Below are 15,076 nucleotides of genomic sequence, written 5' to 3'. Positions count from 1 at the left end.
ATAATTTATAAAAAGATAGGAGGGGTAATCATTGAGTTATTATGTGAGTTCGGAAAGAATGGACAAAATAATCGATGAACTTAAAAAAGAATACAAAATATATGCTCCTAAACGCTTTGAAAATCGCGGTTGGAAGCCTAATACCGACCTAATACGCTATGCTGAAATCAATTCGGTATCAGAGATCGTCTATGATGAAAAATCTGATTTTTCACCGAAAGAAGTCTTTTACCCTATTAGTCAGACACTTCTTTATTTTACGGAAGATAAATGTATTGAGAGTAGTATTGATGACAGTAAAAATATCATTTTATTTGCCCGCCCCTGTGATATTAACGGCATCAAAAGGCTGGACACCATTTTCCTGAAAAACGGCGACAAAGAGGATAATTATTATAAGCGATTACGTGATAAAATAAAGATCTTCATGATGGAATGCCGGAAAGGATGGGATAATTGTTTCTGCGTTTCCATGGGTTCAAATCGGACTGACAACTACAGCGCAGCTGTAAGATTTGAAGACAACGGCCTGTTGATAGAAGTAAAGGATGAGGAATTTAAAAAATACTTCAGCGGGGAAACCTCAAGGGATTTTACTCCTGAATTTGTTCAGCAAAACCAAACAAAAGTAAAATTACCTAAAATAGACAATATTGATCTCTTGAAAAAAGTTTACAACTTGAAATTATGGGATAGCTTCAATACAAAGTGCATAAGCTGCGGCGCCTGTAATACAGTCTGTGGTACGTGCAGCTGTTTTGACACTACGGATATCATATACAATGAAACAAGCCGCAGGGGAGAGAGAAGAAGAGTATGGTCATCCTGCATGCTTGAAGAATTTACAACTATGGCAGGTGGACATAAAGTTAGAGAAACAGCCGGTAAAAGAATGAGATTTAAAACCCTGCACAAGGTTTATGATTACAATGCCCGTTTTGGCGGTACAGAGCATATGTGTGTAGGCTGCGGCCGTTGCAGCCGCCGATGTCCAGAGGAGATTTCATTTTCTGATACTATCAACAGTTTGAGCGATGAAATAGAAAAAATATCAAGTGAAGAACCATCATCCAGGGAGGTGAATAAATAATGACCAATATCACCTTACCTGCACCTTATAAAATTCTAGATGTGATACATGAAACCAATGCCGAATATACCTTCAGGGTTGCATATGATAAGGACAATATCAAGTACGGACAATTTTTTCAGCTGTCAATTCCCAAGGTAGGCGAGGCCCCCATATCCGTAAGCGGCAAGGGAGCTGGATGGCTTGAATTCACAATTCGAAAGGTAGGCAGACTTACAGAGGGAATTTTCGGCCTGCAGCCTAATGACACACTGTTTATGAGAGGTCCCTATGGTAACTCCTTCCCTCTAGATAAATTCAGGAACAAAGACCTGGTGGTAATTGCCGGCGGTACCGGCTTCGCTCCAGTCAGAGGCCTTTTAAACTACTTTTATGAACATCCAAAAGAGATCAAATCCGTAAATCTAATTGCCGGCTTCAAAGATATCGACTGCGTTTTGTTCGAGTATGATCTTAAAAAATTCAAAACTGTATTCAATACAATCTATACCTTAGATAATACTAAAGTAGATGGATTTGAAACTGGAATGGTTACAGCGCACATTAAAAAGATTCCATTTAATACCTTTAAAGACTATAATGTTATTATAGTTGGTCCTCCAATAATGATGCACTTTGCAGCTCAGGAGTGCCTTGCAAATGATGTGGAAGAATCCAAAATATGGGTTTCTTTTGAAAGAAAAATGTCCTGTGCAGTAGGCAAGTGCGGACACTGCAAGATAAACGAAACCTATGTCTGCCTGGAGGGACCGATTTTCAACTATACTAAAGCCAAAGATCTGCTGGATTAACTATTAAATTCTTTGGTATTGTTGGCTCCAAATTTTATACCCAAATTAATCTATGATTATTTATGTGAAAATTAGGCAAAACTTGAATCAGCTTAAATGTTAGATTTGGCAGATTCAAGTTTTGTCTATATAATAATATAAAAATAGGGGGAATTAAAAATGATTGATGTAGATAATGCTCTAAATATAATTAATGAAAATACAAAAAAGCTTCCTTTAGAAAAAAAGGATATACTATCCTGTCTTAACAAAATTTTAGCAGAGGACATATATTCCAAAGATGATCTCCCACCCTTTGACAAGTCCGCAATGGACGGATATGCTATCAAAAGTGATGATACTAGAAACTGTGATGCAGAAAACGCGGCAGAATTTGAGATCAAAGGATCAATAAAAGCAGGAGACTATTGCGAAGATGAACTAAAATCCGGTGAAGCTTTTAAAATTATGACAGGAGCGCCCCTGCCTAAAGGTGCAGATGCTGTTATAGAAATTGAAAAGGTGGAAGTTAAAGGCAGTATATTAAAAGTATCCCAAATTGTAAACAAAGATAATAATGTAGTCAAGCTTGGAGAAGAAACTAAAGTTGGTGAATTGGCACTAAATAGGGGAAGTAAGATTAGGCCCGTAGAAATAGGCTTATTGGCTTCATTAGGGTATAGTTCTGTAAATGTCTATAAAAGCCCTACTGTTGCCTTAATCATTACTGGGGATGAATTAGTCAGTATAGATAGCAAACTGAAAAGAGGTAAAATTAGAAACAGCAATGAATATTCACTAAAAGCTTTAATTAAAAATTTAGGTGCAAAAGTCTTGTCCTTAGGAGTAATTAAAGATGACAAGGACAATTTAAGAGAAAAAATTAAATATGCCTTAGAAAATGCGGATATAGTAGTCAGCTCAGGTGGAGCATCTGTTGGAGACTACGACTTTATAGACGATCTGTTAAAAGAAATAGGAGCAGATATAAAATTTACCTCAGTAGCAATCAAGCCTGGAAAACCAGTAACTTTTGCCACATATGAGGAAAAACTATTTTTTTCTCTGCCAGGCAATCCATTGTCTTTAATAACAACTTTTCAAGAACTTGTTAAACCTGCAATTGAAAAAATGATGGGTAAACAATTTGAAAATAAAGGAGAATTCCCTGTTATTTTAATGGAAGATTTTAAAGCCAAAATAGGAAGGAAAAAATATATATACGTAGAAATTAAAGAACATGATGGAAAATATTACGCTTATAAAGTAGGATCACAATCTTCCAATCATCTAATGACTATGAGTAGATCAAACGGAATTATTATTATTCCTGAAAAATGTGCAAATGTTAAGGCAGGAGAGGTCTTAAATGGAAAATTCATACTATGACATTATATGATTCTACTGAGTATAGATTAAAGATTGGAGGATGAAAGAGGAAAAATGAGTAAAAAAGAATGGCCTGATATTTTAACATTAGCGCTTGGAATTGCACTATTGCCGTCTATATGGGCTGTTATAAGTCCATATATTAGAATTTCAACGGGAGCAGTGGCTCTTATTTGTGCAGCTGTCTATGTAGCTAATGGCAATAAAATTGAAGATGGGATTAAAATTTCAATAGGTTTTTTATGTGGTGATATATGGGCTTGTTGTGCATTGAAAATGATGGACATAATGCAGTTTAATCCGAATGTGGAATTGTTTATTACCCTATTTGTTTTGGGGTTACTGGCAGTAATAATTTCAGGATTGTTTACTAAATGGATATATCTACCTGCATGGTTGTGTGGATGGGCCGTGGGTTTGACTATTATGACTGCCGACAGAATTAATAATTTAGGAAGTCTGGCTATACAAATTGGACTCTCTATGCTAGTGGGTGTATGGTATGTAGGTGCTGGAGTTGACAAATTTCAAAAATTCTTATTTAAATTATATAATAGATAAGGAAGATTTGTGTAAAATGTTATACAATAAAGTTGCAGAGAAGGAAAAAGATATAATTCGGTTATAAATAAAGCAGACATCCGCTAGTTTAGCTGGCGGATGCTTATTGTCAACCTTATCCACTAATTTCAAAAGTTTAAAAGTCATTAGCTTCTTTAATAAACTTTTGGTTTATTTCTAAATTAACGGAGCTAGCGCTATACTCACATCATTATCAATACCTATAGCAGGGGTATTCCGATTCTACATATTTGCTCATGATTTCATCACCTCATCGAAAATTTAAGTTTTTATTATCCCTCCTAAAATACTCGATCATGATCCAATCTTATTTTTATTTGTAAATCTGTTGATGTATAATCCAAAATCTTAGAATTGATAAACACCTGCAAATTATATATAATAATCATGTAGTAGAGTAAATTTAAAAAGGTCAATAAAAAAGAGGGATATTATGTCATTTGATTTTGTAGCAATAGATTTTGAAACATCCAATAATAAATATACCAGTGCATGTTCCATAGGTATTGCTGCCGTGAAAAATAACGAGATATGCAAAAAGGAATATTTTTTAATTCACCCACCGACTCTTGAGTTCAGCAGAAAAAATATATCCATCAATGGGATAACTCCAGAAGACGTTGAAAACTCACCACTTTTTCCCGATATATGGAATAATATAAGTACTTATTTTAAGGACAACCTAATGGTTGCCCACAATGCTGCATTTGACATGTCTGTACTCAAAAATTGCCTGACATTGTACAAGATACCCATGCCAGATTTTAAATATGTTTGCAGCATACCGATATCAACAAGACTATGCAGGGGTAAAAAAATAGGTAAGTCCCTAGAAGACCGCGCCAGGTATTTTGATATAGATTTAGGACACCACCATAATTCTCTCGATGACGCCATAACCTGTGCCAATTTAGTCATCGAATGTGTGAAACGCTCTCATAGGAAAAGCCTTGAATCCTTCTGCAATACATATACCAGTGTTCCAGTTAAAAATTTTAAGGATCTACATCCTAAAATAGAACTTTTCAAAAAAAGAAGCCCTATTTTTCATAATAAATTCAATACAGTTAAAATATCTGAAATTAAACCTGAGTGTGACAGTATCGATACTTCCAATCCATTCTACAATAAAACTGTGGTCTTTACAGGAGATCTAGAAAATTTAAATAGAAGAGATGCCATGCAGGAAGTGGTAAATTTAGGCGGTATATTAAAGAGCGGTGTATCAAAGAAAACAGACTATTTAGTTGTGGGAATTCAGGATAAATCCCTAGTTGACAATTCCGGAATGAGTTCTAAAGAACAAAAGGCAGCTGAACTCAAAGATCAGGGATATGATATTAAAACAATCTACGAAGATGAGTTCTTAGATATGAGCAAATATAAAACCAATAGGGAAAATATCGATATTTCCAAAAAAGTTTTAGATTTAGAATCCCTTATAGTCTTCAATAATTTAAATGACAAAATAGAAAAATTGAAAGAATGGAAATTATTGAGCCCTTCGGCAAATGATTTAAAAGACATATACTATAAAAAGAAAAGTAATATTTATAACGCTGACATTCTGGGATATATAAGCAAGACAACAAATCCTAAATGTATAAGTCAATCTTATGAAACAATTGTACTAAAGGTTGAAGATAAGATTATAAAAATAGCTCCTGCTTATCTGCTTGAAATGCAGAAAAAAGACTTTCAGCAGAATCAATAGCATGTAGCCTGTACTAAAACCTATATGGAAAGGAGAGTATAAAATTTTTACACTCCCCTTTCCATTTTAATTTAATACAGTATAAAAATTATTCTACCTGCCATATTCCATCCTTTAAAAATTCTGATGCCTTTTCCTTAGCTTTTTCCACTATATCATCATTATATCCTAAAATCCCTAAGAGTTTTATTGCATTTTGAGTTTGGGATCTTCCTTTATGTATTTTATAGTCAAAAGATATAGTATTATCCACTATCCTCTCTTGAAAGTGATAGTTGGAAAAATATTTTTCAAGTATATATGTAAGTTCTACATCGTGGGTAGCTGCCACACATATGCAATTGTTTAAGGTAAGATATTTTAGTACCTGAGAAGAAGCCGCTATTCTTTCCACCGTATTAGTTCCCCTCAATATCTCATCTACAAAGCATATGGTTGGGACGTCATCCCCTATATTGTCTATTATTCTCTTTAGAGACTTTGTTTCTACTATATAATAACTTTCATTATTGAATATATTATCTTTAAGTGCCATGGAAGTGTATATTCTAAAATAACAGCATTTGAACTCCGAGGCCAGGCAAGTATATATTGTTTGAGCCAGTATAATATTTATGGCCACTGTCTTTAAAAAGGTGGATTTCCCGGAAGCATTGGATCCTGTAATTAAAATTGAATTGTCAATTTCTATGGAATTTGGTATCGAATTTTTTATAAGAGGATGCCTCAGTTCTTTAAATATACTGACTTGAGCCTGCTTTTTACTGCATCTAATCAATTTAGGCGTCACATAATTTTGCATCCTCTCTCTATATGATGCTATGGATATGCAGCTGTCTATTACACCTACGACCTCAAATATAGCTTCGAACTCACTGCTTCTTTCTATAAGCATATCGGACATTTTTTCATAATTTATAAGTTCCACCAGAAAAAACATTCCCATGTACTCTGTAAGTATACCTGAATCCGTAGCACCTCCACTCTGACTGAAAGCTGCATTTTTTATGCTTTTTATGCCCTTAAGAGCATATCTTAGTTTTTCATTATAGCCTTGGAGTTCCTCCACCTGTTCCTTTAAAATCAACCCTGCATATTTGGCTATTTTGAGTATGTACATAAAAGCTTCAAATTTATGTACTATTTTTTTCTTCTCGCTGTAATGTTTATATATATTTACACCAAAAGATACCATGATTATAATCAATGCAGCATAGGGCTTGAAAAACAGCAGTACAATTCCCAAAATGGGTATTCCCCCCAGGATTCTATAGTAAATAAGATTTGATTTTCTCTCACTTTCTTTTTTATAAAAATAATCAGATATAAAACAGTTCCTATTTTTACCCAGTTTAGCAAGTATGTACTGTATTTTCCCCCTTTCAATTGGGTTGTCCTGAAAAAATTTTATCAATCTGTCCCTATTTTTAAGTTCTCTCTCATCGTACAGCGGTTCTCTAAGCATGTTGTATAAAAATTGTTCACCGGGGCTGCTTTCCGTGGCGTTGATGTTTTTAAAAACATCATCCATACTCAGATCATTCCATGTAATTTCATCAATAAAAAAATCACTTCTATTTTTTTCCCTCCTGTTGTTAAAATACTCAGCAATGCTATTCATATCGTCATCATTGTATTTTTCATCTTTTTCTCTGCCCCAATTACTTTTTATTCTCTCCTTGATTTCACTGTCAGATTTAAAACTTGAATAAGCTGAAAACAAGGTGCTCACTGCTATGATCAACAGTATATACACAATGATAGCTGTCATAATCATTCTCCTTTAAAACATTATATATTGAGCTTGTGTCTATCAGTCACAACTATAAACCCGACCCTAAATTTCTTGCCATTTTCTGGTATTTACTATTTTCTACATCTTTTCTGCTGCTTGAACCCAAAACAAGAAGCATACCTCCCTCCTGCCAATGAAGATAATGACATAGTGAATGAAAATTCACTTTTAAAGTATCCATTGCCCAATTATCCTTAACTCCGCCAGCAGCAATTAAATAAAGTTTTTTTGACATCTTAAGCAGTACAGAATCAACAGAAAAAAATCGGTCAATAGTACGCTTAAGCTGTGCTGACATATTAAAATAATAGAGCGGTGTTACTAAAACAACAATATGAGCTGTCAATAGATGCGGATAAACTTGTGACATGTCATCATCATATACACATTTGCCATCATTCTTAAGACAATGAGAACAGGCTATACACGGATGAATATCTAATCTTGCTGTATCAAAGCGAACTATTTCATGGCCTGCTTCTTTTGCGCCATCACAAAACTCATCGGCAAGAAATGATGTAGTTCCCTGTAAATGCGGACTTCCTGTTAAAACCAATACCTTCATCTTAATACCTCCTGATATATTATACATAATTTTATTTTACAGTTTTACACAAAACAGCTTTATTTTATTATATAACTTATTATATAATATATATACAGCGAGTAGTTTTGATAACGTAAATCCGGTTGTCAATACTACTTGCTTTTTTTTGGACATTAACTGTACGAACTTAATAAAAAGGAGGAAGATCAATTCAATGAAAGATTCAAAAACATTAAAACCTAAAACACAAATTAATATAAAGGCAATGCTGGCAGTTTTGGCATTTAGTGGGTTCTTAGCAGTATTTAATGAAACCATATTAAATGTTGCATTAAACATTCTTATGGAGGAAATGAACGTCACAGCGGGAACAATACAATGGATAGTTACTGCATATATGATGATTGTAGCTGTTATGGTACCAGTTACAGCTTTTTTAATCCAATCATTCGAATTAAAAAAGTTGTATTTGGGAGCTATGGTAATACTTTTGATTGGGACAATATGTATAGCTTGTTCTAAGACTTTCCCAATATTACTTATTTCCAGAATGCTGCAAGCTTCGGGTACTGGAATGATGATTCCCATTATGATGAATACAATACTACTTATAACACCGCAGAAAAAACGCGGTTCAGCAATGGCTATAGGTGCCTGTGCAATTCAGCTTGGGCCGGCACTTGGACCGACAATTTCAGGATTTATATTACAATTTTTCAACTGGCATGTGTTATTTATAATGTTAATTCCACTTATAATACTAGCTATGATATTTGGACATATTTATTTAGTAAATGTATCGACTCTTACAAAACCAAAAATTGATATCACATCAATTATATTATCAACCATTGGGGTTGGAGGAATTATATACAGCTTAAGTAGTCTGGACAGTGGAAATACGAAGATATTTGGTATAACATTTATTATTGGAATGATCACATTGATAGCATTTGGTAAACGCCAATTGTCCCTAAAAGAACCTATGTTGGAAATACGTACTTTTAAATTTCCTTTATTTTCAATTGGTGTAGCACTTGTCATGATTTCCATGATGACGATATTTACTATGAATGTAATGTTACCTATGTTTCTTCAAGGAGCACTTAAAACAACAACTTTTGTAGCTGCAATGGTACTGCTTCCGGCAACACTTATCAATGGATTTGTGACACTTATAGGAGGTAAAATTTACGATAAATTAGGAGCGAAAATTTTAATACAGGTAGGATTTGTTATAATGCTTGTATCATTATTTATTTTGTCGCGACTGACTCTTGATATATCTCTTGCAAAGATTACAATTATTTATATAGTAGTATGTATTGGAGTTGGAAGCACATTATCACCATCTCAAACAAGTTCCCTTAATCAATTGCCAAGAGAATACTATCCACACGGGGTGGCCATATTAAACACACTTCAACAATTATCAGCAGCAATTGGCTCCTCATTATTTATAGGCATTATGTCGGCTTCACAGCAAAAAGCTTTAAATAACTTGGCTTCAGAACAAGCCGCTGTTACTGCCGGATTCAGTACAGCAGTACTAGCTCTAGCAGTGCTTGTTTTATTTGGTCTTTTTCTGTCATTTACTTTAAAATCGGAATAACAACAATATCTCCGGTTTATTTTAAATGCTGCTATAATTCTAGCAGCATTGTCAAAAAAATAATAGATAGGTTTTGTAAAAAGCTATCTATTATCTAAATTTCATCCATTTAGCTGCAGTTCTAAATGACCCCATATTTTTTTATAAGTACATATGCGACAACAGGCATAAGTATGTCAACAACAATGCTGGCAATTATAAGAAAAGAAACTCTTCCCACTATGTTCCACTTAATTATAGTTATTACAACAGCACCGATAGAAAATAAAGCCCAAATATAAAAGCCAAGTTTTTTTCTTAAAAATAGAAGTATAACTAAACCCGCTAACATGCCAATTTTAACTACAACAAATATGATATTTAAGGCTGTTGTTCCAATAGGATACAGTAACAATGCACCGGAAATAACCATAACAACGGACAGCCATAACCATAACCACAACTTTTGAGTCATTGCACATTCATCCTTTCTTTAAAAATACATAATCTTTATAAACTTATGGAATTGCAGATATTTTTGTATTTCATACGTATAGTTTCTTTACTTATATTATACACCTAAAATATTCTTGAAAGTTCAAATTAAATTATTGTCAAACTAATCATATTAGTTTATAATAAATTTATTATAGTTTTATATAAAGGAGATTAATATGAGTGCAAAAAGAAGGTTAAATACAGAGACAATCCTAAATACCGCAGCAGAGTTGGTGGAAGAAAATGGACTTGAAAATGTTTCCTTACTACAGGTTGCGGAAAAATTGGGTGTAAAATCACCATCACTGTACAATCATTTTAGTGGATTTAAAGAACTCTCATTGGGCATTGCAAGGCTTGCTATCTCCAGACTCGGAGACACCATCCGCAGTGCAGCAGTTGGTCGGTCAAAGGGCGATGCGTTAATGACAATTGCTTTGGCATATCGTAAATTTGCAAGAGAAAATCCGGAACTTTACAAGGCAATTTTGAGATTTCCCGCTTACAATGATAGAAGTATTCAGGAAGCAGGTCATGCTGTTGTCCATATATTATACCAGGTCATGGAATCTTATCACTACAGTAAAGAAAAAACCATTCATTTTGTCCGCGGGTTCCGCAGTGCCCTTCACGGATTTGTCTCCCTAGAAGAGGTAGGGTTTTTTCAGAGCACCGAAGCCGATGTGGATAAAAGCTTCGAACAGCTTGTTTCATGTCTGATATCAACTTTAAATACAAGGGAGGATAATTAGCATGGTTCAATATATTGCCTTACCTATAGTTGGATTTGCAGTCGGTCTGCTTATTATTTCCCTTGGCGGCGGCGGTGGAGCTGTCTATGTGGGGATTCTCACTGCTTTCTTCAACATTCCTCCTGCCATTGCAGCCTCAACTTCGCTTGCAACTACAATTCCTACCACCGCGGTTGGGACCTTAAGCCACTGGAAGGCTGGAAATGTAAATTTACATTTAGGCCTTACCATGCTAATCGGAGGTGTAGTCGGTTCAATTATAGGTTCACTGTGTTCCGGACTGCTGCCACAGAACTTGTATAATAAACTGACCGGAATTATCTTGGTATTACTGGCCGTACAGATGCTTATTTCATTCACAAGAAGTAACCAAAAGAAAGATGATTCCCAAGATGTTAGTCAAACTAAGAGATCCAATATTATTAAAGCGGTTTGTTTTGGCCTGCTGGGGGGAGTCATGTCCGGGCTTGTCGGTTTAAGCGGCGGCGGTCCAATTGTAGCAGGACTTATGATTTTAGGATGTCAGGTACTTGAAACAGTGGGGACTTCAGTACTCGTGTTACTTGGCATAGCTATTACTGGATTTATCACACATCTTGGATTGGGAAATATCGATTGGAAACTCGTAGGACTTTTAGCTGTGGGTACAGTATGTGGAGCTTTTGCAAGCCCGTTCCTTCTCAAGCGCATAGATAAGAAAAAATTAGAAAAGATTCTTCGACCAGCACTTTTCACCATGATCGTTGTAATGGGTGGAATGCTGATTTTTAAATAGACGCATATGCTCTGCTGGTATATAGTTCAGTTTTCATAATCATTTAAATTATAGGTATAGATTTAGTTTATAGATTTAGTTTTGTATAAATCTATACCTATCAATAATCTGTACTTATTTTAGACTACCAGACTCAAAACCATTACACCAATTAATCCCATTATTGAAATAATCGATGTCTGTACGCACCAAATTTTAAGTGTCTGAGGAAAAGTCAAACTAAAATATTCTTTAACCATCCAGAAAGACGCATCAGTAGGAGGATCACAGAACATAGAGCCACATCCAACAGCCAACACCATTAATTCTGGACTAACACCTGTTTGTGCGAGCAATGGCAATAAGATTCCAGCAGACATAAATAATGCTACTGTCGCAGAGCCAACTGTTACTCTTATAAGAGCTGTAATAACCCAGGCCAATACTAATGGTGATATAGGCAGTCCTACTACTAAGGTTGCTACATATTTTCCTACTCCACTGTCAACTATAACCTGTTTAAAGGCACCACCACCTCCAATAATGAGTAAAATCATTGCAATAGACTTGGCCGCTTCTACCGTACTATTCATTAACTCAGGCATCTTTTTACCCACACGAAATCCAAAAGTATATAATGAAATAAAGAAAGCTATTAACAATGCCATATCTGTATTTCCAATAAAGGATAAAAACGTATGTGCATATGAATTTTTGGGAACAAAAAATTCAATTAATAATGATCCTGCTATAAGAATTACAGGTATAAGAGCTGTGGTAACACTTATTCCAAAACCAGGAAGTTCCTCTTCTTTAAATACTTTGGCAATAGCCAGGCCTTTTGGTATTTCAGATTTGTTGTTTTTAACCAATTTATAATATAATGGCCCGGAAACAATTAAGGCTGGTATTGCTATTATTATTCCATAAGCTAATGTCAACCCAATATTGGCTTTAAAAATTCCTGCTACAGCAACTGGACCAGGATGCGGCGGCAAAAAACAATGAGTCACCGATATGGCCGCCAACATTGGAATACCAACTTCTAATAATGGAATCTCAGCAGTTGCAGCTATGGTGAATATAATCGGAATAAGTACAACAAAACTAACTTCCCAAAATAGTGTTATACCAACAATAAATCCTGTCAATGCAACTGCCCAGGTAACATTTTTCCTACCAAACTTTTCAATTAAAGTCATCGAAATACGCTGAGCTCCTCCACCATCTGCCATAAGCCTGCCAAACATTGCTCCAAGGCCTAAAATTATTGCAAGATGTCCTAGTGTTCCTCCTACACCTGACTCAATTGAGCTAATGGTCTTCATTATTGGCAATCCTTCTGCCACACCTACTACCAAGCAGGTCAGCATAAGGGATAAAAATCCGTTGAGTTTAAATTTAACTAATAGTACAAAAAGAAATGCGATACCTACTGCCAAAATAATAAGAGGCATAATATAATTCACTCCTTCTTCCAAAATTGATCTCTAAATTATTTCAGTATCACCCTTAAGCCAGTAATATTACTCTATTACTAACTCAAGGTCATACTCAATTAACATACAAAATAATACAGATGATTTTTGCACCGTTTTCATTTAATATAGAATTCAGAAGCCTTCAGCTGATGAATTAAGCGTTTATTAAATTCTTTTTTAAGAGCTTCAATTTCCTCCGGCCTATAGTCATAAAAACCTGCTCCGGATTTAACTCCCAGTTTTCCAGCTTCAACTTTTTCACGTAAAATCGGATTTGCACAAGTTGAGTTGTCCATCACTTTTAACAAATTATCTCCTACAGTACACCAAATATCTAAACCGCCAAGATCAGCCACTTCCAATTGACCTGTTGTGGCATAACGAAATGCCGGACCAAATTTTAACGCTTTATCTATTTCAGCTGGTTCGGCAACTCCCTGTTCCATAAGTGAAAACACTTCCCTGGCAACTCCCTGTTGAATACGATTAGCAACAAGTCCTGGTACATCTTTTAAAATTTTAACTGTTTGTTTTTTTATAGATTTGTAGATCTCCTGTATTTCTTTGAAAATATCTTCTGGCATATTTCCAAAAAACGACAGCTCAATAATCGGCATCAAAAGTGCCGGATTATAAAAATGATCCACTAACATTCTCTTTTTCCTTTCATCACTTACAGCTGTCAGCATTTCACTTAATGATAAGCTGGAGGTGTTACTTCCAAAAACTGCATTTTTAGGTGCATATTTATCCAATTTAGAAAATATATCTCTCTTTATATCAATTTTTTCAGGTGCAGCTTCGATTATATAATCTCTATCCTCTACTGTTTTCTCCATATCATTAAAAAGTGTAACATTATCCAGCGACTTTACGATAGCTTCCTCACTAAATAAACCTCCTTCCACTAATTCTGACAAATCCTTATCCATTGTCTTTTTTACATTTTTTAATGTCTCCGAATTGGTATCAAACAAATTTACTGGATATCCATAAAGGGCAAAACATTCTGCGATACTGTGTCCCATCGTTCCTGCACCAATTACAGCTATTTTTTTTATCATTTTATATTTCCTCCTAGTTATTTTATACCTAATATTTCTCTTGCCTCTGCTGGCGTAGCCTCTTCTTTATTAGCTTCCTTAATTACTCTAACTGCTCTTTCTACAAATTCTACATTTGATTTGGCAATTTTCCCATAAGAATAATAAATATTATCTTCTAGTCCTACGCGAACATGTCCACCAAGTGCAATAGTTGCATAGAGAATTGGCAAATGTTGTTTCCCTATACCAAAAGCTGACCAGGTAGAACCTTTAGGAAGTAAATTCTTTAAATAAACAAGGTTTTCAACAGTTGCCGCAGTTCCTCCAACTGCTCCTAAAACTAACTGATAATGTGTTGGTACATCTAAAACTCCTTTTTTTACATAATACAATGTATTGTATATCATTCCTGCATCAAAAATTTCTACTTCTGGTTTAACATTATTGGTCTTCATACAATTACCCAACTTTTCTAGGAATGCCGGAGTATTATAAAACACTGAGTTATTCATCCAATTCATTGTACCTGCATCATAAGAGGCCATTTCAGGCTTTAATTCAACTAGATGTGCCATTCTAGTTTCATCCGTAGCATTTAAATCTCCAGAAGTTGTTAAGTTTATAACAACATCGCATTTACTTTTAATTAATTCCACAGTCTCTGCAAATTTATCTTTATTCATTGTTCCCCTGCCTTCTTCATCTATCATGTGAAGATGGACAATAGCTGCTCCAGCTTTCCAGCATTCATATGCTTCATTGGCAATTTCCTGTGGTGTAGTAGGAATATTGGGGTTTTTATCTTTTCGAGGAAACGCTCCTGTCAATGCTGCTGTAACAATTATCTTTTCCATTTTAAAACATCCTTTCAATTTGATTTTTATTTTTTACACGTATCTATATCAGCAAATACTATACCAAATCTAAATTTCCTCATTTACTAGCTTTTTTGACAAAATAAAAAGAATATTGATGAATTAATTCATCAATATTCTGAAAATAAGAAATCAATCCTGACTACAACTGCCCTTATTCATTGATTATGACCATATTTAAAAATTATTCCA

At 34.7% G+C, this 15,076-nt stretch carries 14 protein-coding genes; 8 read left to right on the top strand and 6 right to left on the bottom strand.

Annotated elements, in window-relative coordinates:
* The first annotated feature begins 31 nt into the window (after positions 1-31).
* The 5 genes from asrA (at position 32) to LN736_RS12240 (ending at position 5,545) form a co-directional block, all read left to right on the top strand.
* Positions 32-1,090: an anaerobic sulfite reductase subunit AsrA gene (gene asrA, locus LN736_RS12260; RefSeq protein WP_229981633.1), complete on the top strand. Its 1,059-nt coding sequence runs from the start codon at positions 32-34 to the stop codon at positions 1,088-1,090.
* Complete coding sequence (asrB, locus tag LN736_RS12255; RefSeq protein WP_229981632.1) at positions 1,090-1,881, top strand: anaerobic sulfite reductase subunit AsrB; 792 nt, start codon at positions 1,090-1,092, stop codon at positions 1,879-1,881. The genes asrA and asrB overlap by 1 nt, the downstream gene beginning before the upstream one ends.
* A gap of 159 nt (positions 1,882-2,040) precedes the next feature.
* Positions 2,041-3,249, top strand: coding sequence for a molybdopterin molybdotransferase MoeA (locus tag LN736_RS12250; protein ID WP_179977785.1), 1,209 nt, complete (start codon positions 2,041-2,043; stop codon positions 3,247-3,249).
* A 54-nt stretch (positions 3,250-3,303) separates the two neighbouring features.
* On the top strand, positions 3,304-3,810 hold the full coding sequence (locus tag LN736_RS12245; protein ID WP_229981631.1) for a DUF1097 domain-containing protein: 507 nt from the start codon (positions 3,304-3,306) through the stop codon (positions 3,808-3,810).
* Positions 3,811-4,264: 454 nt separating this feature from the next.
* On the top strand, positions 4,265-5,545 hold the full coding sequence (locus tag LN736_RS12240; RefSeq protein WP_229981630.1) for an exonuclease domain-containing protein: 1,281 nt from the start codon (positions 4,265-4,267) through the stop codon (positions 5,543-5,545).
* An 88-nt stretch (positions 5,546-5,633) separates the two neighbouring features.
* Here LN736_RS12240 and LN736_RS12235 read toward each other — a convergent pair whose 3' ends face one another.
* Positions 5,634-7,316: a MutS-related protein gene (locus LN736_RS12235; RefSeq protein WP_229981629.1), complete on the bottom strand. Its 1,683-nt coding sequence runs from the start codon at positions 7,314-7,316 to the stop codon at positions 5,634-5,636.
* 52 nt (positions 7,317-7,368) lie between these two features.
* The gene (locus LN736_RS12230) at positions 7,369-7,905 is read right to left on the bottom strand and encodes a flavodoxin family protein (protein WP_229981628.1); all 537 of its coding nucleotides are present in this window, start codon (positions 7,903-7,905) and stop codon (positions 7,369-7,371) included.
* A 196-nt stretch (positions 7,906-8,101) separates the two neighbouring features.
* On the opposite strand from LN736_RS12230, the gene LN736_RS12225 reads away from it, so the two are divergent.
* The gene (locus LN736_RS12225) at positions 8,102-9,499 is read left to right on the top strand and encodes a DHA2 family efflux MFS transporter permease subunit (RefSeq protein WP_229981627.1); all 1,398 of its coding nucleotides are present in this window, start codon (positions 8,102-8,104) and stop codon (positions 9,497-9,499) included.
* A 121-nt stretch (positions 9,500-9,620) separates the two neighbouring features.
* Here LN736_RS12225 and LN736_RS12220 read toward each other — a convergent pair whose 3' ends face one another.
* Complete coding sequence (locus LN736_RS12220; protein WP_229981626.1) at positions 9,621-9,953, bottom strand: hypothetical protein; 333 nt, start codon at positions 9,951-9,953, stop codon at positions 9,621-9,623.
* 199 nt (positions 9,954-10,152) lie between these two features.
* On the opposite strand from LN736_RS12220, the gene LN736_RS12215 reads away from it, so the two are divergent.
* Both LN736_RS12215 and LN736_RS12210 read left to right on the top strand, forming a co-directional pair.
* Positions 10,153-10,728, top strand: a complete 576-nt coding sequence (locus tag LN736_RS12215) for a TetR/AcrR family transcriptional regulator (RefSeq protein ID WP_150358653.1) — start codon at positions 10,153-10,155, stop codon at positions 10,726-10,728.
* 1 nt (position 10,729) lies between these two features.
* Complete coding sequence (locus tag LN736_RS12210; protein ID WP_229981625.1) at positions 10,730-11,503, top strand: sulfite exporter TauE/SafE family protein; 774 nt, start codon at positions 10,730-10,732, stop codon at positions 11,501-11,503.
* A 119-nt stretch (positions 11,504-11,622) separates the two neighbouring features.
* Here the strand turns inward: LN736_RS12210 and LN736_RS12205 are convergent, their stop codons facing one another.
* From LN736_RS12205 to LN736_RS12195, 3 genes are all read right to left on the bottom strand, one after another.
* Positions 11,623-12,939, bottom strand: a complete 1,317-nt coding sequence (locus LN736_RS12205; RefSeq protein ID WP_229981624.1) for a gluconate:H+ symporter — start codon at positions 12,937-12,939, stop codon at positions 11,623-11,625.
* A 140-nt stretch (positions 12,940-13,079) separates the two neighbouring features.
* On the bottom strand, positions 13,080-14,027 hold the full coding sequence (locus tag LN736_RS12200; RefSeq protein ID WP_229981623.1) for a 3-hydroxyacyl-CoA dehydrogenase family protein: 948 nt from the start codon (positions 14,025-14,027) through the stop codon (positions 13,080-13,082).
* 17 nt (positions 14,028-14,044) lie between these two features.
* Entirely contained in the window at positions 14,045-14,863 is an 819-nt protein-coding gene (locus LN736_RS12195) for a BKACE family enzyme (RefSeq protein WP_229981622.1), read from the bottom strand.
* Positions 14,864-15,076: the final 213 nt, after the last annotated feature.

The sequence above is a fragment of the Clostridium aromativorans genome (assembly GCF_020908015.1).
GTDB classification, from domain to species: Bacteria; Bacillota; Clostridia; order Clostridiales; family Clostridiaceae; genus Clostridium_B; species Clostridium_B aromativorans.
The sequence above is the reverse complement of the archived record's forward strand: the minus strand, read 5'-3'. Positions and strand labels throughout refer to the sequence as shown.